Genomic DNA, 24,761 nt, shown 5'->3' with positions numbered 1-24,761 from the left:
GACGCGACAGCGCCCCTCGACCCGACCCCTGCACCGCATTCCCCGCCCCGGAAGGATCCGCCGTGATAGACACGATCCACGTCGTCTTCAAGACCCACCTCGACATCGGCTTCACGGCGCTCGCGCGCGACGTGATCGCCGGGTACACCGAGCGCTACCTGCCGCGCGCGATCGAGCTCTCCGAGGAACTGGAGCGCCGCGGCGGGCCCGCCCGATTCGTCTGGACGACCGGGTCCTGGCTGATCGATCACGTGCTGCGGGCCGGCACGCCCGCCCAGCAGGACCGGCTGGACGCCGCCCTGAGAGAGGGACGGATCCACTGGCACGCACTGCCGCTCACGACGCACACCGAGCTCATGGATCCGTCGCTCGCCGCGTTCGCCGCGTCGATCGCACAGGGGCTGGACGCCCGGTACGGTCGGCGCACCATCGCTGCGAAGATGACCGACGTGCCGGGGCACACCATCGGGCTCGTGCCTGTGCTCGCCGCGGCGGGGATCGAGTACCTGCACCTGGGCGTGAACGGCGCCTCCGCGGTCCCCGACGTGCCCGAGTTCTTCGTGTGGCGCGCACCCGACGGCGCCGAGGTCGTGGTGAACTACGCCCGCTCCTACGGCTCGGAGGGGCTCGACCTCGCCGTGGTGCCGGGCGGCACGGACGCGCTGCACCTCGCGCACACCGGTGACAACAACGGCCCGCCCTCGGCTGCCGAGGTCGAGGAGCTGTTCGCCGCCCTGACGGCCGCGCACCCCGGCGCACGGATCGTCGCATCGAACCTGGACGACTTCGCCCGCGCCGTGCTCGCGCACCGCGACGCCCTCCCCGTCGTGACTGCGGAGATCGGCGACACCTGGATCCACGGCGCGGGCGCCGATCCCCTGCTCACGGCGGGACTGGGCGTGCTGCAGGGGCTGCGGACCACGTGGCTGCGCGACGGCGCGCTGGATCCGTCGTCCGCGGAGCACCACGACTTCGGCGTCGCCCTGCTTCGCATCGTCGAGCACACCTGGGGCGAGGATCTGAAGACGTACCTCCCCGACTACGTGAACTACGCCAAGGCCGACTTCCGTGCCGCGCGCGCCCGCGATGTCGTGGATCCGTCCGCGAATCCCGCGGACACCCGCGCCTACGACTGGGCGTGGGCGGAGCATCCGTCGCCGCAGGGCCTCACCTATTCCGGCTTCGAGGCGTCATGGGCCGAGCAGCGCGCGCACCTGGATGCCGCGCTCACCGCGCTCGCCCCTGAGCGCGCCGCAGAGGCGCTCGCAGCGCTGGCCGAGCTGCGTCCGTCGGCGGACACCGGCGCCGGCCCCGCCACCCCCGAGGCCGAGGTGAGCGTCGGCGAGGAAGTCGCGCTGGGGCGGTTCCGGGTGACGTTCGGGGCGGACGGCGCGATCACCGGGCTGCGCGACGAGCGCGGGGCGGTGTGGGCGGATCCGGAGCACACGCTCGGCGCCTTCCGGCATCAGACCTTCGACGAGCGCGACGAGGAGCGCTGGCTGCAGCAGTACTGCCGCGATCTCGGACACACCGGCGTCTGGGCGATCCCCGACCAGGCGAGCCCCGGGCTCGCGATCGCCGAGACCCTGCCGGCGCGCGTGACGGCGCCCGAGCTCCGCGGCCTCACGATCCGCACTGCGCCGGAGGGCGACGGCACGGCGCTTCTCGAGCTGACCCTCCCGGAAGAGCTCGTCGCCGAGACGGGGGCGCCGCGGCAGGTCCGCATCGAGTACCGGTTCCCGCTGGGCGAAGGCCCGATCCGGATCCTGCTCGACGTGTGCGGGCGAGAGGCGTCGCGGCTGCCCGAGGCGAGCTGGTTCGGCTTCCGTCCGGCGCCGGCCGAGAGTGCCGCCGCCGACGCCTGGGCGCTGCGCAAGCTCGGCGTGCCGGTGGACCCCCGGCGCGTGGTGAGCCGCGGCAACCGCACGCTGCACGCGGTGACGGCCGTGGAGCGCCGCGGATCCCGTCCGCTGCGCCTGCGCACCATCGACGCCCCGCTCGTCGCGGTCGGCGCCCCTGCGCTGCTGCGCTTCGACGACGAGATCCCGGATCCGGCCGACGGATTCGCCGTGAACCTGCACAACAACGTGTGGGGCACGAACTTCCGGATGTGGTTCGATGACGATCTGCGCTACCGGTTCGAGCTGGATCTCGACGGCGCCCCCATCCCCGCAGAGGAGAACCGATGACCGACGTCCGCCGCACGTCCGCCGCCGATGACGCACTCGTGACGAGCCCGCTGGTGATCATGGCCGTGCGTCCGGACGGGTTCGAGGCGGTGTGGGCGGTGAGCCGGCTCAGCCGTGGACGGCTCGAGTGGCGCACCGACCGCGCCGAGGGTGAAGCGCGGACGGATCCGTTCGGCATGACGCCCCAGGGCGAGCAGGTGCTGCGGGTGCGCGCCGAGGGGATGCACCCCGGCACGACGGTGCAGGTGCGCGCGGTCACCGAGGCGGTCGGCGACCCCGGCGCGCAGCACGTGAGCGCATGGAAGACCGTGCGCCTGCTGGATGCGTCCGCCGCACACGCCCGGATCGCGGTGTGGAACGACACGCACCAGCGCGACGACACGATTCGCGCCCTCGACGAGCAGACTCCGGCGGTCGACCTGCTGGTGTGGAACGGCGACCTCTGCAACGACTGGAAGACCCCCGGCCAGTTCGTGAGCACCGTGCTCTCCCCCGCCCAGCGCGACATCAGCGCCGACCGGCCGCTCGAGATCACGATCGGCAACCACGACGTCCGCGGGGACTGGGCGTTCCAGCTGCAGGACTACGTGGCGACCAGGGACGGCCGGCCCTTCTCCGCCGCGCGGATCGGGCCTGTGGCGTGCCTCTTCCTGCACACGGGCGAGGACAAGCCCGACGCGCACCCCACCTTCGAGGGTCGCGTCGCGTTCGAGCCGCTGCGTGCCGAGCAGGCGCTGTGGCTGCGCGAGGCGATCGCACGGCCGGAGATCCGCGACGCGCCCTACCGCCTCGTTTTCTGCCACATCCCGCTGCGCTGGCTCGACGAGACCCCGGCCGACTACGACCGCGACGGGTACGACTGGTTCAGCCGGATGAGCCGTGATGCCTGGCACGATGCTCTGGTCGCGTGGGGCGCGCAGCTGATCGTCTCCGGCCACACCCACGAGCCCGCCCTGATCCCCGCGGACACGGCGTTCCCGTACGCGCAGGTCGTCGCCGGCGGCCCGGATCTGGACGCCGCGTCCCTCGAGGCCGCGACCTGGATCGACCTCCGGGCGGATCCCGAGGCCCTGCGCCTGGAGATGCGCACGCTCGACGGCGCCGTACGCCTCACGCATGCCCTCGCGCCGCACGCGCCCAACCGGTCACGCTCCGATGGAGACGATTAGACCTCGGGCCTACCAGCGCCGGCCGTGGCGCCGCTCCCACGCGGCCTCGACCGTGATCGGACGCCCGGCGTAGACGCCGGCGGGGATGGATGCGACGAGCAGAGCGGTGAGCACGATCAGCGGCACCTGCCAGCCGCCGGTCGCGGTGTGCACGATGCCGAGCAGGAGCGGGAAGATCGCGGCGAGCACATAGCCACAGCTCTGCACGAAGCCGCTCAGCGCGACCGCGGTCTCCGACTCGCGCGCGCGAATGCTGATCAGCACCAGCGCGAGCGGGAAGAGCAACCCGGCGAGCCCGTACAACAGCACCCACAGCCACACGATCGACAGAGCGGGGAACAGCAGCAGGCCGAGCAGGCCCAGCACCGCGCCGAGCGCGCCGATCACGTAGAGCCAGGTGGTGGCATGGAAGCGCACGATGAGCACCGGCACGATCAGGGACGCGGGGAAGCCGGTGAACGCGAACAGCGAGAGGAGCAGACCGGCCTGCTGCGGAGTCGTGCCGACGTGCTCGACGAGGATCGTGGGCAGCCAGGCGAACGCCGTGTAGGCCATGCTCGCAGACGTGCCGAACACGACCGCCAGCATCCAGGCGAGGGGGATTCGGGTCAGACGGGAGAAGACGCGCGAGCTGGACGGCGCCGTCACGATCGGACCAGTGGAGAGCGCCGCGGCGTCCTCGAACGACGGCCGGGCTGATGCGGTCCCGGCCGGATCCGTCACGTCGGCCTCGACCTGATCCTGTGCCCGGTCGCCGACCGCGGGTGCTGCCTCGGCGGACGCGGTCGCGCCCTCGGCGCGGACGCGCAGCAGCATCACGATCCAGGGGAGCGTCCCGGCGAGCGCGAACACGGCCCACATCGCGAGGGACACCCGCCAGCCGGCGACGTCCGCCGCCGGGACCGCGACCAGCGGCGGCAGGAACGTCGAGAACGCCATCACCGTCGTGTACAGCGTCATCATCAGGCCGAGCCGGTCGGGGAAGTACTTCTTCACCAGCGGCGGCATCAGGATGTTCGCCATGCCGACGCCGGCGAACACGAGCGCCGTGGCGATCAGCAGCGTGGTCGCGTCGACGGCGAACCCGCGCCCGACGAGCCCCACCGTCACGGCGCTCAGGGCGATGACGGCCACCCGCTCGAGACCGAGCCGGCGCTCCATGAGCGGGGTGAGCAGCCCGAACAAGGCGAAGCACACCGGCGGCGCGGTTCCGATCAGGCCGACCACGGCAGCCGGCATGGGGAAGTCGCGTGCCACGTGGTCGACGACCGGTGACAGCGAGGCCACGGCGGAGCGCAGCGAGAACGCGACGAGGACGATGCCGAGCACCGCCAGGACGCGCCCGCGCCAGAGCGGTCGACCCTTCGACGAGCTCAGGGACCGATCCGGTCCGCCCGCCGTCACGAGCTCTGCGATCCCTCGAGCCAGCCCAGGTACTCCTCGGTGACGGTTCCGGTGACGTACCGGCCGTCGAAGGGGCTCAGATCGAGGTCGGTGAGCTCGGATCCCTCCATGATCGCGGCCTTGAGGTCCTCGACCTCCTGGAAGACCATTCGATCCGCGCCGAGCACCTCCGCGATCTCGGGGATCGTGCGGCCGTGGGCGATGAGCTCGTGCTTGGACGGCATGTTGATGCCGTACACGTGCGGGTGTCGGATGGGCGGCGCCGCGGACGCGAAGATCACCGACTTCGCCCCGGCGTCGCGGGCCATCTGGATGATCTGCTTCGAGGTGGTGCCACGCACGATCGAGTCATCGATGAGCAGCACGTTCTTGCCCTTGAACTCGGTCGACATCGCGTTCAGCTTCTGCCGCACGCTCTTCTTGCGCACCGCCTGCCCCGGCATGATGAAGGTCCGGCCGACGTACCGGTTCTTGTAGAAGCCCTCGCGGTACTCGATGCCGAGCTTGCGGGCGACCTCCATCGCGGCGGGGCGCGATGAGTCGGGGATGGGCATGACCACGTCGATCTCGTCCAGCGGCACGTGCTTCGCGATCGTGTCGGCGAGGCGATCGCCCATGCGCAGCCGGGACTCGTACACGGAGATCCCGTTCATGACCGAGTCAGGCCGGGCCAGATACACGTACTCGAAGGCGCAGGGCGCGAGGACCGGATCCGCCGCGCACTGCTTCGTGAACAGCTCGCCCTCGTTGGTGATGAACACGGCCTCACCCGGCTCGACCTCGCGGACGATCTCGTAGTCGCCGTTCTCGAGCACGAGCGACTCGCTCGCGACGACCCACTCCTCCCGATCGATCCCGGAGGCCCCCGACGGGCGCACGCGCTTGCCGAGGATCAGCGGGCGGATCCCGAACGGATCCCGGAACGCGAGCAGCCCGTACCCGGCGAGGATGGCGATGACGGCGTACGCGCCCTCGATGCGCTTGTGCGTGCGCGCGACCGCCTCGAAGATGCGCTCCGAGTCGAGGTCGACGGTCGAGGTCGAGGTCTGCAGCTCATGCGCGAGCACGTTCAGCAGCAGCTCGGTGTCGCTCGAGGAGTTCAGATGACGGCGGTCACGGTGCGCCATGTCGGCGGTGAGCTCGCGCGTGTTCGTGAGGTTGCCGTTGTGGATGAGGACGATGCCGTACGGCGCGTTCACGTAGAACGGCTGGGCCTCCTCCTCGCTCGAGGCCGTGCCCTTGGTGGCGTAACGCACGTGGCCGAGGCCGACGTTGCCGAGCAGCGAGCGCATGTCGCGGGTGCGGAACGCCTCGCGCACCATGCCCTCCGCCTTGGCCATGTGCATGACCCCGCTCGGCTCGGCCGTGGCGATGCCGGTCGCGTCCTGGCCGCGGTGCTGCAGCAGCAGGAGCGCGTCATAGATGTCCTGGTTGACCGGAGCGTGCCCGACCATTCCGACGATGCCGCACATGAGGTCAGTTCGCTCCGTCCGCGTAGGCGCCGACCAGGCGCACGGCACCACCGTCGACGCCCTTGGCGCCCTGCTCGAAATCGCCGGCCGGGCGTGCGGCGACGGCATCGAGCCGCACCGTCCCGACCTGCCAGGTGTCGATGCCCCCGGCCGTGAGCGCGTCGGCGATCGCGGTGGCGGAGGCGGCGTCGACGACCGCGAGGAAGCCGATGCCGAGGTTCCAGGTGCCCTCGCTGGACTCCAGCGAGGTGCCGGCCAGATCGCTCAGCGCACGGAACACCGGGGCCGGGGACCACGTGGAGCGGTCGACCTCGGCCCAGGATCCCTGCGGCAGCACGCGCGCGAGGTTCGCGGCGATGCCGCCGCCGGTGACATGACTGAGCGAGTGCACGGCGCCCTCGAACCGGTCGGTCAGGGCGAGCAGCGGAGTCGTGTAGAGGCGGGTGGGGGTCAGCAGAGCCTCGCCCCAGGTCGCGCCGAGGTCGTCGGCGCGGTCGCCGTAGCCGATGCCGGCCTTGGCGAGGATGTGCCGCACGAGCGAGTAGCCGTTCGAGTGCAGGCCGCTCGAGGCGAGGGCGAGCACGACGTCGCCGTCCCGCACGCGCTCGGAACCGAGGATCCGGTCCGCCTCGACGATGCCGGTCGCCGCGCCCGCGACGTCGTAGTCGTCGACGCCCAGGAGCCCCGGGTGCTCGGCCGTCTCACCGCCGACGAGGGCGGTGCCGGTGAGCTCGCACGCCTCGGCGATGCCGCGCACGATGTCGGCGATGCGCTCGGGGAAGACCTTGCCGCAGGCGATGTAGTCGGTCATGAACAGCGGCTTCGCGCCGACCACGACGATGTCGTCCACGACCATGCCGACCAGGTCGTGCCCGATCGTGTCGTGCTTGTCGATCGCCTGCGCGATGGCGACCTTCGTGCCGACGCCGTCGGTGCTCGAGGCGAGCAGCGGCCGGCGGTAGCCGAGCAGGGCGGAGGCGTCGAAGAGACCGGCGAATCCGCCGACCCCGCCGAGCACCTCGGGTCCGTGCGTGGCACGGACGGCGGACTTCATGAGTTCGACGGCGCGATCGCCGGCTGCCGTATCGACGCCGGCCTCAGCATAGGTGCGGGAGGACACCCGTCAATCCTACCGGCGGGCGACTGTGCGAAGACCCGGGAGACCGCCGCCGTCCCGGCCCGCCCGCAGGGCGGTCGGACGGACCGATCCGAAATGTCCTGGTGCATCGTCTGCGGACCTGGTAATACTTGACTCCCCCGATCCTGAGAGACCCCTGAAGGCGTGTGACGCGCTGGATGTGAGACCGCACGGCAACGATGCCGTGCGGTGGCAAGTGGAGAGGACGATCGTGGCACGCACTCAGAAGGACAAGGGATCCGCACCTGCTCCGGCGGAGGAGGCGGCCGCCGTGAAGAGATCGGCGCCGCGTCGCCGCGCGGCGAGTGCTGCGGCCGCGAAGGCTCCGGTCACGCCCGCGGCGAAGACAGCCGGCGCATCGCGATCACGCGCCCGCAAGCCGGTACCGATGCCCACCACGTCGTCGAACACCGGACCGCTGCCGGTGGCCGCCCCTACGCTCGATCCCGAGATCGCTCCCGGGGAGCCGCCGGTCCGTCGTCACGGCCTGCGGAACATGTCGGAGATCCGGCACTTCTTCCGCACCAACCGCACCCCGATCTTCTTCGTGGGCGCGTCGTCGTTCAACCTGCTGGGCCTGGATCGCTGGGTGCGGGGATTCTCGTACATCGCCTACTACGACAGCTGGCAGGGCGCGCATCCGCGCGTGTTCAGCCCGATCCACAAGCCGTACATCGAGTGGGAGAGCGGCGAGCAGATCAACAACTGGCTGCTGCGCCACCACGAGGTGCGAGCGCACATCGCCCGACTCACTCCGGCGGGAGAGAAGCCGCGCATCGCGCTGGTGTTCTTCGACGAGGAGACCGAGGCGATCTGCGAGGAGCTCGGCTACGAGCTGATCCTGCCCAAGGCGTCACTGCGGGAGCGCCTCGACTCGAAGATGGTGACCACCCGGATCGCGGACTCCGTCGGCGTGCCCAGCGTGCCGAACGTGATCACGAAGGCGGAGTCCTTCGAGGACCTGATGGCGCAGGCCGAGAAGGCCGGTCTCGGATCCGACCTCGTCGTTCAGACCGCTTACGGCGATTCGGGCAAGACCACGTACTTCGTCACCGACCGCGCTTCGTTCGACAAGAACGCGGCCGACGTGATCGGCCATGAGATCAAGGTCATGAAGCGGATCAACAACCGCCCGATCGCCGTCGAGGCGGTGCTCACCCGGCACGGCACGATCGTCGGCCCGTTCATGACCGAGATCACCGGGCACAAGGAGCTCACCCCGTATCGCGGTGGCTGGGCCGGCAACGAAATGTTCCCGGGCGTGCTCGACGAGCCCACCCGGCATGCGGCGACCAGCCTCGTGCGCAAGCTGGGCGACGCGCTGAGCGCGGAGGGCTACCGGGGCTTCTTCGAGGTCGACGTGCTGCTGGACACCGACACCGGCGACGTGTACCTGGGCGAGCTGAACCCGCGCATCTCCGGCGCCTCCGCGATCACGAACGTGACCGCGGGCGCGTACGCCGACATCCCGCTGTTCGTGTTCCACCTGCTCGAGTTCTCCGGGGTGGAGTTCGACCTCGACGTCGACGAGATCAACGACCGCTGGGAGGAGCTCGCCGCCGCCGACCAGTGGAGCCACATGATCATCAAGCACACGGATCCGACCGTGGAGCACATCGATGTGGCTCCGCCCACCGGCCGTTACGTGCTGGATGCGTACGGTCGCCTCGCATTCTCGCAGGGCGACCTGGACTGGCACCTGCTCGGCAGCGAGTCGGAATCGTTCTTCCTGCGGATCTACGGCCCGGGCGACTACCGTTGGAAGGGCGCGGATCTGGGGATCCTGGTCACCAAAGGCCGGCTGCAGACGCCCACAGGGCGCCTGTCCATCCGCGCGAAGCATCTCATCGAGTCCATCCGGGCGATGTACGCGGCCACGCCGCTGCCGCCCGCGGCGGAGATCGACGAGCACGAGCAGATCGGAACCGAACCGACACCATGAGCGGTGATGTGACACCCCCGTCGACGGACACCTGGAACGGCACCATACCGGCGGCGGGCGGTGCACCGGACGGCCCGCGACCGATCGACGGGTTCATCCCCCCGCTCGAGGCCTGGCAGCAGGAGCCCAACCTGCGCTGGTCGATGCAGCACATGGCGGACTTCCTGCCGGTGCACGAGATCTCCTCGCGAGGCCGCACGCTCGCGCTGCCCTCGGTGCCGGCCGATCTCAGCCACATCGACGTCCCGCACCCGTGGGAGCCGCGTTCGGCGCCGTTCGAGGACGTGATGGCCTCGACCTTCACAGACGGATGGATCGTCTCGCGCGACGGCGCGGTCATGGGCGAGCAGTACACCGGCACGATGTCAGCGAGCGTGCTGCACCTGCTGATGTCGGTGAGCAAGTCGCTCACGACGGCCGTCGCCGGCACGCTCATGGGCGCCGGAGCGCTGGATGCGGGAGCGCAGGTCACCGCCTACGTCCCGGCGCTGGCCGGATCCGGCTACGAGGGCGCACGCGTGCGCGACCTGCTCGACATGCGCACGGGCGTGCGGTTCTCCGAGGCGTATCTGGACGAGAACGCCGAGGTCCGCCTGCTCGAGGAGGCCATCGGCTGGGCGCCGCGCAGGCACCCCGACACCCCTGGCACGCTGCGCGACTTCCTCGCGACGCTGGGCGCGGACGGCCCGCACGGCGGCCGCTTCGACTACAAGTCGTGCGAGACCGACGCGCTCGCGTTCGTGCTCGAGGGCGCGACCGGCGTGCACGCGGCCGATCTCATGTCCGAGCGGCTGTGGGGTCCGATGGGGGCGGAGTTCGGCGCGAACGTCGGCGTGGACGCGGTCGGTGCGGGCATGTTCGACGGCGGCGTCTCGGCGTCCCTGCGGGATCTGCTGCGCTTCGGCACGCTGTTCCTCCGCGACGGCGCAGCGATGGACGGGAAGCAGGTGCTTCCCTCGTCCTGGATCGCGGAGACCATGGCCGGCGCACCCGACTCCCGCGCGGCGTTCGCGAACGCGGCGGAGCCGACGCTCATGCCCGGCGGCATGTACCGCAACGGGTTCTGGTTCCCGTACCCGGGGTCCGACGTCTTCCTCGCGCTCGGCATCCACGGACAGATGATCTACGTCAACCGTGCCGCGAACGTCGTCGCCGCCAAGCTCTCCAGCTGGCCGACGCCGCAGGATGCCGAGCGGCTGCTGTGGACGATCAAAGCCTTCGACGCCGTCGCCCGAACGATCGGCTGACCGGCGCGTTTCGCGGCACCGGATCCGCATTTCCGGTTCGGGGAGCGATGCCGGTCCTGTTCCTGCACGGATCAGGACGGACGTCGCTCCCTGAATCGTGAATCGAGCCGCCCCGCGAGGCCCCGGAATCCGTACGATGGGGCCATGGTCGACAAGCCGCAGTGGCTGGTGCGCGAGGAGGCCGGGATCCCGGTGCTCGTCGCACTCGCGCTGCGCCAGCGGCTCGGCGTACGGACCCCCGCCGAGCTTCCCACGCTGAGGGATCATCCGCTGCGCGCCTTCGACGACGCCGGGGCGGACGACGTGCTCGAACGGCAATGGCGGGCGTACTGGGACATGACGGTCGAGCCGGAGACGCACCCGTCCGCCGCTCCGCTCGAGCTCATCGACGGCTTCGACACGATCGTCGCGCTCCCCGCCGTCGGAGCCGAGCGGCTGCGCACCGCGATCGCCCCGCTCGCCGCCGAGGTGGTGCGCTACGCGAACGAGGCGCAGCAGCGCTATTCCCGGTCCGTCTCCGGCACCGGTGATCCGTATCGGGCATACGCCGCGGCGCTCGCGGAGTTCGAGCGCGACACCGGGCGCCGCGCGCACTCCTTCGAGCTGAACGTGCACGTGCTGCCGCTCGCGCAGCGCGGAATCTGGCGCATCGGGGCGTTCAGCATCGCGGTGACCGACAGCCTCCGGCACGACCCGGTCGACTTCGACAGCGCCATCCGCCCCGTCATCGCCGAAGTGGCGTGAGTCCGCGCGGACTACTCGACCTCTGCGCTCGCGCTCCCGCGCGGGCTACTCGACGACGGTCTCGTGGTCGACGCGCACCACGCGCTCGCTGTGGCGGGCGGCGCGTTCGAGCAGCAGTGCGATGACGCCGAACACGGCGATGCCGGCCGGCACGGTCCACAGCAGCAGGAAGCCGAACACCTGGCCGAACGGGTAGGAGACCTGCGTGGCCTCCGAGGCGCCGAAGTTGCCGAACACGGTCAGCAGGAACGCGAGAACGACGCCCAGGCCCACGCCGATGCCGAGGAAGACGCCCCAGCGCGGCGCTCGACGAACGCGCGCGATCTCGATCTCGGGCGTGCGATGCGGCTGCGACGTGCTCATGAATCCATTGTCCCACGCGCACCTGTGCGGGGATCCGGCGGATGATCAGGGCCGCAGCGGCAGCAGCTCGGTCAGGTCGGCGCGCGTGCCGGAGGCGTGGATGCGGCCCGCATCGACGGCGGCGGCCCAGGTCTCGGATCCGATCGCGACGGCGATCCACGTGGCGGGATCCAGCTCGACGACATTCGGCGGCGTGCCCCGCGTGTGCCGCGGCCCTTGCACGACCTGCACGGCACCGAACGGCGGCACGCGCACCTCGACGCTGTTGCCCGGAGCCTTCTCGTCGAGCAGCTGCAACAGGTAGCGCACGGCTGTGGCGTAGTCGGAGCGGGCCGGCTTCTCCCCGGCCGTGAGCGCGGCGCGGGCCGCCTCGAGCGCCGCGCGCCCCGCCGTCGTGTCGATCCTGCTCGCCATGGGTCCATGCTAGGCACGCCGGGCATAGGCTCGGCACGATGACTTCCTCCGCCGAGACGCCCGCCACGGACACCGCAGCCGGGGCGCGCGCCGACCTGCTCGCGGCGGCGGCGAAGGGCGCACTCGGACTGGGCCGCTTCCCCGGGGTCGACGACGACGCGCACGCCGCGTCCGTGCTGATCCTGTTCGGCCGCCTCGACGACGAGCCGTCCGATGCGGACGCCGTGACCGTGCCGGCCGACCTCGACGTGCTGCTGCAGCGTCGTGCGGCGACGCTCTCCTCGCACCCCGGCCAGGTCTCGTTCCCCGGCGGACGCCGGGAGGACGCGGATCCGGATCCCGCCGCGACCGCCCTCCGCGAGGCGCAGGAGGAGACAGGACTGGATCCGGCCGGCGTCGAGATCCTCGCGACTCTGCCCGAGATCCCCCTCGCCGCCAGCAACCACCTCGTCACCCCGGTGCTGGGCTGGTGGCGGGAGCCCTCGCGCGTGGTCGCGGTGGATCATGCCGAGACCGTGCAGGTGTTCCGCGTGCCGGTGGCCACGCTGCTGGATCCGGCCACCCGGTTCACGTCCACCCTCACGCGGATGGGGCAGACCTTCCGCGGGCCCGCCTTCGACGTCGACGGCACCATCGTGTGGGGCTTCACGGCGATGGTTCTCGACGGCGTCTTCGAGGCCGCGGGGTGGACCCTGCCGTGGAACCGCGCCGATGAGAGGCCGATCCGGCTCGAGGTGTGACCGACCGGGCGCCGCACGGCCGTCATCGGCATGCGCGCGCTCGGTAGGCTTGCGGGGTGAAGATCCTCGTCCTCGGTTCCGGTGCCCGTGAGCACGCGATCATCCTCGCCCTGCGTGCGGAGCACAAGGGGCACGAGATCCTCTGCGCCCCCGGCAACGCCGGCATCGCGCAGCACGCGACCCTGGTCGAGGTGGATCCGATGGACGGCTCCGCCGTGCGCGCGTTCGCCGATGAGCATGCCGTCGACCTCGTCGTGATCGGCCCCGAGGCGCCGCTCGTCGCGGGCGTCGCCGACGTGGTGCGCGAGCACGGGATCCCCGTCTTCGGCCCCGGTCGCGCCGCCGCGCAGCTGGAGGGGTCCAAGGCGTTCGCGAAGCGGATCATGGAGGCGGCCTCCGTGCCGACCGGCCGTGCCGTGCGCGCGAGCTCGACGGCCCAGGTCGAGGCCGCGTTCGACGATCTCGGTGCGCCGTACGTCGTGAAGGCCGACGGCCTGGCCGCGGGCAAGGGCGTGATCGTCACCTCCGACCGCGCCGCCGCCCTCGCGCACGCGGAGCACTACTTGCCGCACGGGCCGGTGCTCATCGAGGAGTTCCTCACCGGACCCGAGGTCTCGCTGTTCTTCCTCAGCGACGGCGACACGGTGCGCGCCCTGAGCCCCGCACAGGACTTCAAGCGCGCCCTCGACGGCGACGAGGGGCCGAACACCGGCGGCATGGGTGCCTACTCCCCGCTGCCCTGGCTCGACGAGCAGTTCGGCAGCGAGGCGGCGTTCGTCGAGGAGGTCACCCGCACCGTCGCCCTCCCCGTCGTGAAGCAGCTCGACGCCGAGGGCACGCCGTTCATCGGCCTGCTCTATGCCGGCCTCATCCTCACCCCCGCCGGCGTGCGCGTGATCGAGTTCAATGCGCGCTTCGGCGACCCCGAGACCCAGGTCGTGCTGCCGCGCCTGCGCACCCCGTTGTCGCGGCTGCTGCTCGCGGCAGCCACCGGCACGCTCGAAGACCAGCCGCAGCCGCAGTTCTCGGACGACGTCGCGATCACCGTGGTGCTCGCGAGCGAGGGCTACCCCGAGGCGCCGCAGACCGGCCGCCCGATCGAGGGCCTGGCCGAGGCCGCGGCGGTCGAGGGCGTCGGCATCGTGCACGCGGCGACCGCGGGCCCCGACGCACCGGGCGGCAACCTCATCGCCACCGGCGGCCGGGTGCTGAACGTGGTCGCGACCGGATCCGACTTCGCCGACGCGCGCACCCGCGCCTATGAGGCGATCGGCCGGATCCGCCTCGACGGTGCGCACTTCCGCACGGACATCGCCGCCCGCGTCGCGCAGTAGCCCGCCCGCACGCGCGCACGGGCCTGGTCTGCACAAGGCCCGCGAGACGCCGACCGCGAACGCCGACGCCCCCTCGCATCATCGATACCCCCTCGTACGATCGTCCGTACGAGGGGGTATCGGCGCTCAGGCGGGGTATCGGCGCTCAGAGGGCGCGGACGAGACGAGCGCTGCGTCAGCGCTTCACGAGGTGCTCCGGACGCTGCATGAACAGGATCCCGATCACGCCGAGGAAGAGCACGGTGGCGGGCAGGATCATCGACTGCGCCATGGCGGTCGAGAACCCCGCCACCACGAACTCGGGCAGCTTGCCCGTGCCGAAGTCGCCGCCGTGGCTGGCCGCACCCGGAAGGTTCGCCTCGAGTCGGCCCTGCATGAGGGCGGCGATGGCTGCCGATCCCAGGACGGATCCGATCGTTCGGGTGGTGTTGTAGATGCCGGCACCCGCGCCCGCCTGGCGCGGAGCGAGGTTGCGCGTCGCGGTGGTGGCCAGTGGGCCCCACATCCCCGCCTGGCCGATGCCCATGAGCGCCGACGGCAGCAGGAACATCCAGATCGGGGTGTCCGGGTTCATCAGCAGTCCGTACCAGATCAGCGCGACCGTGGTCAGGCCGAGGCCCGGCACGAGCAAGACGCGGGGATCCACCCGGTCCAGGATGCGGCCCGCGATGGGGGCGAGCACGCCCGACAGCACCGCCATCGGGATCAGCAGCAGCGCCGCCTCGGTCGGCGTGAGGCCGCGGGCGAGCTGGTAGAAGAACATCATCGGCAGGGACATCGAGGTCACCGTGAAGCCGACGGCGGCGATGCCGAAGTTCGCGACCGAGAAGTTGCGGTCGCGGAACAGGCCGAGGGGCACCAGAGGCTCGCTGCGGGTCTTCGCCTGCTGCCAGATGAAGATCGCCATCACCACGACGCCCGCGCCGATCATCGCCCAGATCCATCCGGCCCAGTCGTAGTGCTGCCCCTCCTGCAGCCCGAAGACGATGAGGAACAGCCCGAGGGCGCTGAGAACGACGCCGACCATGTCGAACCGGTGCTCGTGCGTCTTCAACCGCGGGACGAGGACCGCGGCCAGCACGAAGCCGATCACGCCGACCGGAAGGTTGATGAAGAAGATCCACTCCCATCCGAAGGCGTCCACCAGCAGGCCGCCGGCCAGCGGGCCCACCAGCGTCGCGACGCCCGCCGTCGCGCCCCACAGCCCCATCGCGGCGCCCCGGCGCTCGGCCGGGAACGTGCGGGTGATGACCGCCATGGTCTGCGGCGTCATCAGCGCGGCGCCGAGTCCCTGCACGGCACGGAACGCGATCAGCATCTCCAGCGTGCCGGAGAGACCGCAGCCGAGCGAGGCCAGGGTGAAGATCGTCAGACCGATGAGGTAGATGTTCTTCGGGCCGAACCGGTCGCCGAGGCGGCCGGTGATCAGCAGCGGCACGGCGTAGGCGAGCAGGTAGGCGCTCGTCACCCACACCACGTTGTCGAGGTTGTTGGTCTTCGGGTCGAGCGCAGCCTTGATGGCCGGGTTCGCGACGGAGACGATCGTGGTGTCCACGAGGATCATGAAGAAGCCGATGACCAGCGCCCAGAGGGCGGGCCAGGGGCTCTTCGGCTTGTGGCCGGCGGCGTAGGCGCCGGTCGACGTACCGATGGTTTCAGCCATTCTGGTGTGCCTTTCGCTTGGCAAGAAGGTGGTCCGGATCCGGCCCCCACGCGAAGTCGGGGGACGAGATCCGGGGGATCAGGGTGTCGAGCCAGTCGATCTCCGCCTGCAGCATCAGGCGGTGTCGGAACGGTTCGAGGAGGTACTGCTCCGGCACGTCGCGCGTCGCGGCGCCGTCCAGCGCGCCGCAGATCGTGTCGAGCTCCTGCCGGAGCAGCCCGAGCCGCTGAGTGAGCAGGTCGACCGCCTCGTCCCGGTCGAGGTTGTGCGCCTCGGCCAGGGCGACGCGGAACGGGGTCTGCCGCCGACTGCCGCCGAGTTCGCGGCGCACCCATTCGCGCACCGCGTCCGCGCCGGCCGCCGTGACCGCGTAGGTCGTGCGTTCGGGGCGGTTGCCGTCGCGATCGACGCCGACCTCCTCGAGCAGCCCCTGCCCGTGCAGGCGGGCGACCGTGTGGTAGAGCGTGCCGTTGGAGATCGGGATGATCCTGTCGTCGCGACGGGCGCGCAGCAGCCGCGCCATCTCGTAAGGGTGCATGTCGCCCTCGCTCAGCAGGGCGAGCACCATCACCCCCAGGGGGGTGAGCGCCGGATCCTTCACCATCACTCCGTCCCGACTAGTCCATATGGACTAGTCGGATAGGACTATACGCCGAAACAACAGCCGACGCCAGCCCGGAGCCGTCGCTCATCGCAGCGCCGTGGCGAGCTGGGCGGAGGTGAGCTCGCGATCGGCGTAGACCAGGCGCATCACGGCGGGATCCGGATTCCCGACGTCCGGCGCGCGGTGCACGAGAGTCAGACCCGCCTTCTCCGCGACCGCCGCGGACGCGCGGTTGTGCTCGACGAGGTAGGCGATCACCGGACGCTCGGGCGCGACCTCGGCAGCAGCCGCCCGCGCCGCCTGCGCCAGCTCGGTCGCATAGCCGTGACCGTGGTGCTCGGCCGAGAGCCGGTAGCCGAGGTTCCAGACGCCCGCCGCGGGGTCATCGCCCTCGGCGGTGAGCAGCATGCATCCGCCGTTGCCGATCATCTCGCCGGTCCCCCGCAGCAACACCGTCCAGGTGCCGAGCCCCGCACCCTCCCAGCTGCGCCCCCACCGCGCCATCATCGTCTGGATCTGGTCGGGATCGGTGGGCCGCAGGCTGGGGAAATGCGTCCAAACCCGCGGATCCGCATGGATCGCGAACACCGATGCGAGATCGCCCGGGACAGGTCGACGCAGCAGGAGGCGGTCGGTCGTGGTCTCGGGGGGAAAGGCGGCGCTCACGAGAGCAACCTACGCGTCGCCACGGACATCGCCGGCTCCGGCCACCGCGATAATGGACGCGTGAGCACACCCCTCGAACTCTCCGGCTGGCGTCACCTCTACTCCGGCAAGGTCCGCGATCTGTACGCCCCCGAGGATCCGGCCGACAAGCGCCTGCTCGTCGTCGCGAGCGACCGCGTGAGCGCCTTCGACTTCGCCCTCGAGCCGGGGATCCCCGAGAAGGGCGCCCTGCTCACCGCGCTCAGCCGCTGGTGGTTCGACCGGCTCGCAGAGGGACCGGATCCGATTCCGAACCACCTGGTGGACGGCGACATCCCGGCCGAGGTCGCCAACCACGCGATGCTCGCGATGTCCCTGGAGATGCTGCCGATCGAATGCGTGGTGCGCGGATACCTGACCGGATCCGGCTGGGCCGAGTACCAGCAGAGCGGGACCGTCTGCGGCATCGCGCTGCCCGCCGGCCTGCAGAACGGCGACCGGCTGCCCGAGCCGCTGTTCACCCCGGCGTACAAGGCCCCCATGGGCGAGCACGACGAGAACATCACGTTCGAGCGCACCGCCGAGCTCGTCGGCGCCGAGCGCGCCGCCCAGCTGCGGGACGCCTCCCTCGCGGTCTACCGCCGGGCTGCGGCCATCGCCGAGGAGCGCGGACTGATCCTCGCCGACACGAAGTTCGAGTTCGGCGTCGATGCCGACGGTGTGCTGCGGCTCGCCGACGAGGTGCTCACCAGCGACTCCTCCCGGTACTGGGACGCGGAGTCGTGGCGGACCGGATCCACCCCTGCCGAGCGGATGGCGAGCTTCGACAAGCAGATCGTGCGCGACTGGCTGAGCGCGCACTGGGACAAGCAGGGCACCCCGCCCGTGCTGCCCGACGAGGTGGTCGCCCAGACCGCCGCGCGTTACGCCGAGCTGCTGCAGCGCCTGACGGCCTGACGGGTCGCGTACCGGCCGCCGCGTGCCGAGATCGGGACAAGTGACCGAGAACAGGACGTTTCGCGCGGAAGGATCCTGATCTCGGTCATTCCTCCTGATTTCGGCGCGAACGGCCGGCCGGGCGCCGCGCAGCGACGAGGCCGCGTGTCTGCGGGGCCGTGTCGCCGGCGGGGCCGGGCGACGGGGATCCCTGCTCCCAGGGAACGCCCAGGATAGGGTTTCCACAGCACCCTCCCCCCGATCCCGAGGAGCCCGCATGGCCCTGTGGAAGATCCACGGCAACGGACGCACCGTCGAACCCGGCGCCGTCGTCCACCCCGATGAGCGCCTGAACTGGCCCGCCACGATCGCGATCGGCGTGCAGCACGTCGTGGCGATGTTCGGCGCGACCTTCCTGGTGCCGATCCTCACCGGCTTCCCGGTGCCGACGACCCTGCTGTTCAGCGGCGTCGGCACGCTGCTGTTCCTGCTGATCACGCGCAACAAGCTGCCGAGCTACCTGGGATCCTCCTTCGCGTTCATCGCCCCGGTGACCGCCGCGACCGCCGCCCACGCGACCGGAGGCGACAGTGGGATCAGCGCCGCCCTCGCCGGCATCGTCGCGGTCGGCGTGCTGCTCGCGCTCATCGGCGTCGTGGTGCATGTCGCCGGTGTGAAGTGGGTGGACCGGTTCCTGCCGCCGGTGCTGGCGGGCACCATCGTCGCGCTGATCGGGTTCAACCTCGCCGGCGCCGCGTACGGCAACTTCGCCAAGGCGCCCGTCACCGCGACCTTCACGCTTGCGATCACGATCATCTTCGCGGTGCTGTTCCGCGGGTTCCTGGGGCGGATCTCGATCTTCCTCGGCGTGATCGCGGGCTACATCTTCGCCGGCTTCCGCGGCGAGCTCGACTTCTCGGCGGTCGACAAGGCCGCGTGGGTGGGGCTTCCCACCTTCCACTTCCCCGACTTCGGCACCCCGAGCGTGTGGAGCGGCATCGCGATGTTCCTCCCCGTCGTGCTCGTGCTCATCGCCGAGAACGTCGGCCACGTGCGCGGCGTCGCGACCATGGTCGAGGACCCGGAGATCAACCAGCAGACCGGCAAGGCGCTCATCGCCGACGGCGTCTCGACCACGATCGCCGGCTTCTTCGGCGGATCCGGAACCACCACCTACGGCGAGAACATCGGCGTCATGGCGTCGACCAGGGTGTACTCGACCGCCGCGTACTGGGTCGCCGGCATCGCCGCGATCCTGCTCAGCCTCTCCCCGAAGTTCGGGGCGATCATCAACTCGGTACCCGCGGGCGTGCTCGGCGGCATCACGACCGGGCTGTACGGCCTCATCGGCGTGATCGGCATCAAGATCTGGGTCGACAACCGCGTCGACTTCTCCCGCCCGGTCAACCAGTACACCGCCGCCGTCGCGCTCATCATCGCCGTCGGAGGCTTCTCGATCGCGATCAAGGACTCCGGCTTCATGCTCGGCGGCATCGTCATCGCCACGGTGGCGGCGATCATCATCTATCACGGCGGCAACGCGATCGCCCGGCTGCGCAAGACCGGTGCGGACGGCCCCCGTCCGCTCGAGGCCGTGGGGCCGATGGGCGGTGACCCGGCCTGATCCGCGCGACTGCTCAGCGCGAAGCCCGCGCCCGCAGCTCGGATCCCGAGCCGGGCGTGGGCTTCGTCATTCCGGGGAGCGGCGCTTCAGGCTCCGGCAGACCGTAGCGGCGGTGCACCCAGCGGCGCGCCTCCTCGAGCGGATACGAGTCGCCGTACATGATGCGCTGCCCGACGATGCCGTCGAGCACGCTGCGGAGCATGATCTCCTCGAGCGCCGGATCCGCGTCGCCGCGGTCGCGGAAGATCGAGCGCACCGCGTCCTCCGCGGCGATGACCCCTGCCATGTGCCGCCGCTCCCCCTCGGCGAACAGAGCTCGCGTGGTCGGCTGCTGCTGCAGGGCGATGACCACGCGCTGCAACGGAAGGGCGACGGCGGTCATGCCGAGCGCGGTGTCGATGATGGCTGCCAGCCGCACCTCCGGAGGGAGCGACGCGGCCGACGGCGGCGGCACTCGCTCCGACTCGGGCTGCTCGGGCTCGGTGGCCGGCTCCGACTCGGGCTCAGGCCGCGCGGCGATCTCTTCGCCTCGGGCCGCGCTCCCGGGGTCGGCCGCCGCCCCGCCGTGTGCGATGCCGAGCAGCATCTCGAACCAGCGGTCGATCACCGCCTGGACGAGCTGCTCCTTGCCGCCGAAGTAGTAGTTGACCAGCCCCTGTGCGACGCCCGCGCGTCCGGTGATGTCGGCGATCGTCGCGCCGTCGATCCCGCGCTCGGCGAAGACGTCGATCGCCGCCTCGAGCAGGCTCTCGCGGGAGCGCTCCCTGGCGACGCGGTTCTGCTCCGGGGAGCGTGCCATGCGACGTGCCTTCCGGATCCGTTTTCCGGGTGAGGGATCCTTTCGCTACATTAATCACTGAACAAGTGTTCAACCTACGATTCCCCCCAGACTGGAGGCGCCTTCATGCACGGCAGCGCGCGCGTGGATCTGAACGACCTCGGCAGCATCATCGGCTGGCTCTTCGCCCAGTGGTGGGTGTGGGTGATCGTCGGTGTCGTCGTGCTGTTCTTCCTCGTCGTGTGGATCATGCCGGCCGCGAAGGTGAAGCCCTCCGAGGCGTACCCGACCGACGACCGCGAGGCGAACGAGATCGCGCTGGGCTTCCTGCAGATCGTGAACCAGCCGTCCGGGCCGTGGAACGATCCGACCGCGTCCGCGCTCAGCGACGGGGAGAAGAAGCGGCTCGTCGAGATGTGGGGCGTGGCGACGCGTGAGGAGTGGCTCGCCGGCATCGAACGTCTCGTCACGGGCCGGCGCCGACGCGACGTGTGGGTGACCTGCCTGGCGATCCGCGCCGAGCTGGCCGGCCGGCTCGGTCGCGTGCCGAAGAGCAAGGAGTGGACGTCCGCGATCATCGAGGCCGGCGGCGACAAGCGCGATGCCCGCTCCTTCGTCGCCGCGATCGAGGGCGTCGAGGGGCAGGTGCGCAAGCTCGTCGGCAAGGACATCGTGACGCCGGACGTCTACGTCCGCACGCTCGACGGCTACGCGCTCGGCCAGGCCGTCGCACTCGCGACCTGGGGTGTCGCGCTGGGCCACGCCGACATCCCCGAGGCGCGAGCGATCATCCACCGCATCAACGAGGAGGGACGCCCGGCGTTCTCCTCGTGGGCCGACTTCGGCCTCAGCTACATCACGGGTCGCGTCATGCACTGGAGCGACGGCGTGATCGGCGAGAAGACCTTCGACAAGTTCGGCGACGGCTGGTCCGAGTTCAAGGCGGCCGCGACCGCGAAGCGCAACGGGCCGTGGGCGTCGCTGCCCTGGCGAATCGGGTGAGCGAGGGCCGTATGAGCACGGATCCGCGCACCGCGGAGCCGATCCGGGTCGATCTCTCCGCACTGCGGACGTCACCGGGAATGCGCACGCTGCTCGCCTACGAGCGCGCGGCGCGCATCCCCCTGCACCGGCGCTTCGTCGCGGTGCTCGCCGGCGTGCTGCTGCTCACGACGGCGATCGTGGCCGCGCTCTGGTGGCTCGGCTCGATCGGGATGCTCGCGCGGGTGCCGCTGATCGCCGTGTTCGGCGCCCTCTACGGCGTGATGGGAGCGGTCGGCTTCGTCTGGTACGCCGTGGGCCTGTCCCGCCGCACGCGCCTGGCGATGTTCGCGTGGGGCAACGGGTGGGCCTACGCCGACCTGCTGCAGGGCACCCGCCGACCCGGCTCGGCGTTCACGCGCATGCGCCGCTCGATCGAGCGCGGCGTGGTCGCGTCGGAGGACGAACGCATCCCGTTCGAGCTGGGCATCGCGCGCTCGGTCGGCGGCCGGGACGAGGCCGCGACCGTGCAGCGCCCTTTCGCCTTCGTCGAGCTGCCGCTGCCTGCGAAGGTTCCGCACATCGTGCTGCGCAACCGCCGCCGCAGCATCGTGCCCACCCTGGGTCTGGGCGGGGCACGGATGGATCTGGAAGGCCATTTCGCGTCGACGTTCCAGCTGCTGGTGCCCGAGGGGTATCAGCGTGACGCGCTCTACATCTTCACGCCCGATCTGATGGCGCGGATCCTGGATCTCGGATCCGGTGCCGAGATCGAACTCGTCGAGGATCGCGCCTACGTGTACCTGCCCGGCAGCACCCGGTTCGATCGACCGGACGTGATGCAGGGAACCGTGCAGCTCGCCGAAGAGCTGCACCGACGCTTCGCGGCACGCACGGGGCCGTACCGCGACGAGAGCACCGGCCCGATCGTACGACCGGAGGGAGTTGCGATCGGGCTGGGCGGACAGCGCCTCGGCGGACAGGGCGTGTCCCTGCTGGCCGTGGCCGGCGTATCGGCGGCGGTGATCCTCTCCGCAGGGATCACGGCGTTCGCGCTGTTCGGCGGGGCGATCCTGCGATCAGGGGGGTGACCGCAGGCGCTGATCTCTTGGGGGGATCGGCGACCGACGCCCCGTCCCCTGCTGTGCACGGCAGGGACGGGGCGTCTCGGCGTCTGCGACCGGGCGGGTCGGCGCCGATGATAAGCGCGCCCTGCGCCCGCCGCGCTCAGCGCCGGATGATGCGCTGCTCGATCGCCGCGGCGACGGCGCCGGCCCTGGTGTCGACGCCGAGCTTGCCGTAGATGTGCGAGAGGTGCGACTTCACCGTCGCCTCCGACACGAACAGCGCCTTGGCGAGCTCGCGGTTGCCGAGCCCATCGGCCAGCAGCTCGAGCACCTCGACCTCCCGCTCGGTCATGCGCGGCTCCGGCGAGGCGGCACGGCGCATGAGCACCGCCGCCACCGAGGGGGCGAGGGCCGGCTCGCCCCGGTGGACCGCCTGAATGCCGGCGAACAGCTGATCCGGCGGGGAGTCCTTCAGCAGGTATCCGGCGGCACCGGCGTCCAGCGCGCGCAGGATGTCGGACTCGCTGTCGTAGGTGGTCAGCACGAGCACGGCCGGCGGCTCCGGCAGCGCCCGGATCCGCCCGGTCGCGGCGATGCCGCTCTCGCCGTCACCCAGGCTGAGGTCCATGAGCACCACATCCGGCCGCTCGGCCTCGACCGCCCGCACGGCGTCGGCGGCGTTCGACGCCTCGCCCACGACCACGAGGCCGTCCCTCGACTCGAGCAGCGCGCGCACGCCGGCGCGCACGACGGGATGGTCGTCCACGAGCACGATCCGCAGGGTCATCAGGTCTCCTCCTGCGGATCCGCGTCGGATCCGCTCTCGGTGTCGGATCCGCTCTTCGTGTCGGATCCGCTCGCGGGATCGGAACCCGCTGCGAGATCGGAACTGGCTGCGAGATCGGAACCGGCCGCGGGATCGGATCCGGTCCTCGCACCGGATCCGGGCTCCGCTCGGGTTCCGTCGGCGCTGAGCGGGAACACCAGCGACAGCGTCGTGCCCTCCCCCGGAGCGCTCTCGACGTGCAGCTCGCCGCCCAGCTGAGCGATCCGCTCCGCCATGCCGGGGATGCCCTGGCCGCGGCCGGCCGCTCGTCGCTGTGCCGCCCTGGCCGACATCGCGGCGGGCCGCGCGTCGAAGCCGACCCCGTCGTCGCGGATGTCCAGGCGCAGCTCGTCCGGCTGGGCGGTCAGGCTCACCACGGCCCGGGTCGCGCGGGCGTGCTCGGCGACGTTCGCGAGGGCGCCGCGCACCGTGCGGATGATGGCCGACGCCACCGGCAGCGGCACCTCCGTGGCGGTGCCGTGGCTGCGGAACTGCACGTCGACGCCGCGCCCCGACGCCTCCTCGACCACGCGGGCGAGGGCGGCGGGGAGGGATCCGGCGGCGCCCTCGAGCTCGCCGGGGGCGAGGTCGCGCACCACGCGGCGCACCTCGTCGAGCGCCGACCGGGCGGTGCCGGCGGCCGAGCGCACCTGCTCCCTGGCGGTGTCGGGGCGGCGCTCCCAGCCCTGCTCGGCCGCCTGCAGCAGCAGGTTGATGCTGGACAGGTCCTGCCCGACGGAGTCGTGGATCTCACGCGACAGGCGGGCGCGTTCGGCGAGCGCGCCCGCACGGTGCTGCGCGGCGGAGAGGTCCGCCTGCGTCGCGGTGAGCTCGTCGAGCAGCTGCTGCCGGGCGCGCGCCTCGCGGTCGAGTGCGCGGTAGGCGAAGATCGTGGCGAACGCGATGCCGATCGGGCCCGCGACGAGCGTCGGGTCGAACAGCGAGGAAAGGCGCAGTTCTGCGACGATCACGACCGCGGTCATCGCCGTGATCGCCGCCGTCGCCAGCCAGAACGGCAGGATCTGCAGCACCGCGAAGGCGAGCGGAACGGCACACCAGCCGAACGACGGCGCGACCAGCGTGAGCACGGCCCAGAGCGCGCACGCCACGAGCGCCCATGCCGCGGGCCACACGCCGCGACGCGGCACCAGGCCCTGCAGTACGGCGGTCACGGTGAGCAGGGCGGCGCCGGCGAGCACGAGGACGGCGTTCTCGCCCTCGCCGTGGCGAAGCAGGTAGCGGATCGCGCTCACCACGATCAGCGCGATGAGCACGACCTGCAGCGCGCGCCCGAATCGCACGGGAGCGAGAATGCCCCGCACGCCGTCGCCGAGGGGCCTCTCGTCCTGCAGCTCGGTCCGCGATCGCATGGGCTCAGCCTACGAACGCCGCGCTCGGAACCGCATCATCCGATCGGCTATGGCTCCGCGCCCAGGGCGGCTGCCGCCTGCCGCCGGCGGACGTCGTACGCCGCAGACCGC

General features: G+C 71.2%; 22 protein-coding genes. 11 read left to right on the top strand and 11 right to left on the bottom strand.

What is annotated here, in order from left to right; translation table 11 throughout:
• The first annotated feature begins 62 nt into the window (after window positions 1–62).
• Window positions 63–2,189 carry a DUF5054 domain-containing protein gene (locus ACTJI8_RS09015; RefSeq protein ID WP_440733084.1) on the top strand — a complete coding sequence of 709 codons (2,127 nt, stop codon included), beginning with the start codon at window positions 63–65 and terminating at the stop codon, window positions 2,187–2,189.
• On the top strand, window positions 2,186–3,358 hold the full coding sequence (locus ACTJI8_RS09010) for a metallophosphoesterase family protein (RefSeq protein ID WP_440733083.1): 1,173 nt from the start codon (window positions 2,186–2,188) through the stop codon (window positions 3,356–3,358). Before ACTJI8_RS09015 ends, ACTJI8_RS09010 begins: the two co-directional genes overlap by 4 nt.
• A 9-nt stretch (window positions 3,359–3,367) precedes the next feature.
• Here ACTJI8_RS09010 and ACTJI8_RS09005 read toward each other — a convergent pair whose 3' ends face one another.
• Genes ACTJI8_RS09005 through purM form a run of 3 tightly spaced genes read right to left on the bottom strand, consistent with a single transcriptional unit; the run spans window position 3,368 to window position 7,354 of the window.
• Window positions 3,368–4,762, bottom strand: coding sequence for an MFS transporter (locus ACTJI8_RS09005; protein WP_440733082.1), 1,395 nt, complete (start codon window positions 4,760–4,762; stop codon window positions 3,368–3,370).
• The gene (gene purF, locus ACTJI8_RS09000; RefSeq protein ID WP_440733081.1) at window positions 4,759–6,234 is read right to left on the bottom strand and encodes an amidophosphoribosyltransferase; all 1,476 of its coding nucleotides are present in this window, start codon (window positions 6,232–6,234) and stop codon (window positions 4,759–4,761) included. Before purF ends, ACTJI8_RS09005 begins: the two co-directional genes overlap by 4 nt.
• A 4-nt stretch (window positions 6,235–6,238) precedes the next feature.
• Window positions 6,239–7,354, bottom strand: a complete 1,116-nt coding sequence (gene purM / locus ACTJI8_RS08995) for a phosphoribosylformylglycinamidine cyclo-ligase (RefSeq protein WP_440733080.1) — start codon at window positions 7,352–7,354, stop codon at window positions 6,239–6,241.
• Window positions 7,355–7,583: 229 nt separating this feature from the next.
• Here purM and ACTJI8_RS08990 point away from each other — a divergent pair, with 229 nt between their 5' ends.
• From ACTJI8_RS08990 to ACTJI8_RS08980, 3 genes are all read left to right on the top strand, one after another.
• On the top strand, window positions 7,584–9,314 hold the full coding sequence (locus ACTJI8_RS08990; RefSeq protein ID WP_440733079.1) for a biotin carboxylase: 1,731 nt from the start codon (window positions 7,584–7,586) through the stop codon (window positions 9,312–9,314).
• Window positions 9,311–10,561 (top strand): serine hydrolase domain-containing protein, encoded by a 1,251-nt coding sequence (locus ACTJI8_RS08985; RefSeq protein ID WP_440733078.1) that lies wholly within the window; start codon window positions 9,311–9,313, stop codon window positions 10,559–10,561. Before ACTJI8_RS08990 ends, ACTJI8_RS08985 begins: the two co-directional genes overlap by 4 nt.
• Before the next feature lie 144 nt (window positions 10,562–10,705).
• The gene (locus tag ACTJI8_RS08980; RefSeq protein WP_440733077.1) at window positions 10,706–11,305 is read left to right on the top strand and encodes a zinc-binding alcohol dehydrogenase; all 600 of its coding nucleotides are present in this window, start codon (window positions 10,706–10,708) and stop codon (window positions 11,303–11,305) included.
• A gap of 45 nt (window positions 11,306–11,350) precedes the next feature.
• On the opposite strand, the gene ACTJI8_RS08975 is transcribed toward ACTJI8_RS08980, so the two are convergent.
• Entirely contained in the window at window positions 11,351–11,668 is a 318-nt protein-coding gene (locus tag ACTJI8_RS08975; protein WP_440733076.1) for a potassium transporter Trk, read from the bottom strand.
• A gap of 45 nt (window positions 11,669–11,713) precedes the next feature.
• Window positions 11,714–12,082: a sterol carrier family protein gene (locus ACTJI8_RS08970; protein ID WP_440733075.1), complete on the bottom strand. Its 369-nt coding sequence runs from the start codon at window positions 12,080–12,082 to the stop codon at window positions 11,714–11,716.
• 38 nt (window positions 12,083–12,120) lie between these two features.
• On the opposite strand from ACTJI8_RS08970, the gene ACTJI8_RS08965 reads away from it, so the two are divergent.
• Entirely contained in the window at window positions 12,121–12,822 is a 702-nt protein-coding gene (locus tag ACTJI8_RS08965) for an NUDIX hydrolase (RefSeq protein ID WP_440733074.1), read from the top strand.
• Window positions 12,823–12,878: 56 nt separating this feature from the next.
• Entirely contained in the window at window positions 12,879–14,156 is a 1,278-nt protein-coding gene (purD, locus tag ACTJI8_RS08960) for a phosphoribosylamine--glycine ligase (RefSeq protein ID WP_440733073.1), read from the top strand.
• 175 nt (window positions 14,157–14,331) lie between these two features.
• Here the strand turns inward: purD and ACTJI8_RS08955 are convergent, their stop codons facing one another.
• The 3 genes from ACTJI8_RS08955 to ACTJI8_RS08945 all read right to left on the bottom strand — a co-directional run bounded on the left by ACTJI8_RS08955 (window position 14,332) and on the right by ACTJI8_RS08945 (window position 17,089).
• Window positions 14,332–15,819, bottom strand: a complete 1,488-nt coding sequence (locus ACTJI8_RS08955; protein ID WP_440733072.1) for a DHA2 family efflux MFS transporter permease subunit — start codon at window positions 15,817–15,819, stop codon at window positions 14,332–14,334.
• A complete protein-coding gene (locus ACTJI8_RS08950) occupies window positions 15,812–16,423 on the bottom strand; it encodes a PadR family transcriptional regulator (RefSeq protein ID WP_440733071.1) in 612 nt (203 codons plus the stop codon). The genes ACTJI8_RS08955 and ACTJI8_RS08950 overlap by 8 nt, the downstream gene beginning before the upstream one ends.
• Window positions 16,424–16,507: 84 nt before the next feature.
• Window positions 16,508–17,089, bottom strand: coding sequence for a GNAT family N-acetyltransferase (locus tag ACTJI8_RS08945; RefSeq protein ID WP_440733070.1), 582 nt, complete (start codon window positions 17,087–17,089; stop codon window positions 16,508–16,510).
• A 60-nt stretch (window positions 17,090–17,149) separates the two neighbouring features.
• Here ACTJI8_RS08945 and ACTJI8_RS08940 point away from each other — a divergent pair, with 60 nt between their 5' ends.
• Both ACTJI8_RS08940 and ACTJI8_RS08935 read left to right on the top strand, forming a co-directional pair.
• On the top strand, window positions 17,150–18,025 hold the full coding sequence (locus tag ACTJI8_RS08940; RefSeq protein ID WP_440733069.1) for a phosphoribosylaminoimidazolesuccinocarboxamide synthase: 876 nt from the start codon (window positions 17,150–17,152) through the stop codon (window positions 18,023–18,025).
• Between the two features lie 256 nt (window positions 18,026–18,281).
• Complete coding sequence (locus ACTJI8_RS08935) at window positions 18,282–19,628, top strand: uracil-xanthine permease family protein (protein ID WP_440733068.1); 1,347 nt, start codon at window positions 18,282–18,284, stop codon at window positions 19,626–19,628.
• Window positions 19,629–19,641: 13 nt separating this feature from the next.
• Here ACTJI8_RS08935 and ACTJI8_RS08930 read toward each other — a convergent pair whose 3' ends face one another.
• Entirely contained in the window at window positions 19,642–20,427 is a 786-nt protein-coding gene (locus ACTJI8_RS08930; RefSeq protein ID WP_440733067.1) for a TetR/AcrR family transcriptional regulator, read from the bottom strand.
• A 105-nt stretch (window positions 20,428–20,532) separates the two neighbouring features.
• Here ACTJI8_RS08930 and ACTJI8_RS08925 point away from each other — a divergent pair, with 105 nt between their 5' ends.
• Complete coding sequence (locus ACTJI8_RS08925) at window positions 20,533–21,408, top strand: DUF1266 domain-containing protein (RefSeq protein WP_440733066.1); 876 nt, start codon at window positions 20,533–20,535, stop codon at window positions 21,406–21,408.
• Window positions 21,409–21,419: 11 nt separating this feature from the next.
• Window positions 21,420–22,478 (top strand): hypothetical protein, encoded by a 1,059-nt coding sequence (locus ACTJI8_RS08920; protein ID WP_440733065.1) that lies wholly within the window; start codon window positions 21,420–21,422, stop codon window positions 22,476–22,478.
• A gap of 136 nt (window positions 22,479–22,614) precedes the next feature.
• On the opposite strand, the gene ACTJI8_RS08915 is transcribed toward ACTJI8_RS08920, so the two are convergent.
• Together ACTJI8_RS08915 and ACTJI8_RS08910 are read right to left on the bottom strand one after the other, a co-directional pair.
• Window positions 22,615–23,241, bottom strand: coding sequence for a response regulator (locus tag ACTJI8_RS08915; RefSeq protein WP_440733064.1), 627 nt, complete (start codon window positions 23,239–23,241; stop codon window positions 22,615–22,617).
• Complete coding sequence (locus tag ACTJI8_RS08910; RefSeq protein WP_440733063.1) at window positions 23,241–24,650, bottom strand: histidine kinase; 1,410 nt, start codon at window positions 24,648–24,650, stop codon at window positions 23,241–23,243. The genes ACTJI8_RS08915 and ACTJI8_RS08910 overlap by 1 nt, the downstream gene beginning before the upstream one ends.
• Between the last annotated feature and the right edge of the window lie 111 nt (window positions 24,651–24,761).

The sequence above is a fragment of the Microbacterium sp. 22303 genome (genome assembly GCF_052045265.1).
Lineage (GTDB): Bacteria > Actinomycetota > Actinomycetes > Actinomycetales > Microbacteriaceae > Microbacterium.
This window is presented reverse-complemented; position numbering and strand designations above follow the sequence as displayed.

Bases quoted from the DNA above. Each gene is read 5' to 3' on its own strand.
- ACTJI8_RS08910 (WP_440733063.1), bottom strand. From the start codon at position 24,650: ATGCGATCGCGGACCGAGCTGCAGGACGAGAGGCCCCTCGGCGACGGC.
- ACTJI8_RS08950 (WP_440733071.1), bottom strand. From the start codon at position 16,423: ATGGTGAAGGATCCGGCGCTCACCCCCCTGGGGGTGATGGTGCTCGCC.
- ACTJI8_RS08935 (WP_440733068.1), top strand. From the start codon at position 18,282: ATGGCCCTGTGGAAGATCCACGGCAACGGACGCACCGTCGAACCCGGC.
- purF (WP_440733081.1), bottom strand. From the start codon at position 6,234: ATGTGCGGCATCGTCGGAATGGTCGGGCACGCTCCGGTCAACCAGGAC.
- ACTJI8_RS08985 (WP_440733078.1), top strand. From the start codon at position 9,311: ATGAGCGGTGATGTGACACCCCCGTCGACGGACACCTGGAACGGCACC.
- ACTJI8_RS08925 (WP_440733066.1), top strand. From the start codon at position 20,533: ATGCACGGCAGCGCGCGCGTGGATCTGAACGACCTCGGCAGCATCATC.
- ACTJI8_RS08980 (WP_440733077.1), top strand. From the start codon at position 10,706: ATGGTCGACAAGCCGCAGTGGCTGGTGCGCGAGGAGGCCGGGATCCCG.
- ACTJI8_RS09010 (WP_440733083.1), top strand. From the start codon at position 2,186: ATGACCGACGTCCGCCGCACGTCCGCCGCCGATGACGCACTCGTGACG.
- ACTJI8_RS08965 (WP_440733074.1), top strand. From the start codon at position 12,121: ATGACTTCCTCCGCCGAGACGCCCGCCACGGACACCGCAGCCGGGGCG.
- ACTJI8_RS08920 (WP_440733065.1), top strand. From the start codon at position 21,420: ATGAGCACGGATCCGCGCACCGCGGAGCCGATCCGGGTCGATCTCTCC.
- ACTJI8_RS08930 (WP_440733067.1), bottom strand. From the start codon at position 20,427: ATGGCACGCTCCCCGGAGCAGAACCGCGTCGCCAGGGAGCGCTCCCGC.
- ACTJI8_RS08915 (WP_440733064.1), bottom strand. From the start codon at position 23,241: ATGACCCTGCGGATCGTGCTCGTGGACGACCATCCCGTCGTGCGCGCC.
- ACTJI8_RS08970 (WP_440733075.1), bottom strand. From the start codon at position 12,082: ATGGCGAGCAGGATCGACACGACGGCGGGGCGCGCGGCGCTCGAGGCG.
- ACTJI8_RS08975 (WP_440733076.1), bottom strand. From the start codon at position 11,668: ATGAGCACGTCGCAGCCGCATCGCACGCCCGAGATCGAGATCGCGCGC.
- ACTJI8_RS08955 (WP_440733072.1), bottom strand. From the start codon at position 15,819: ATGGCTGAAACCATCGGTACGTCGACCGGCGCCTACGCCGCCGGCCAC.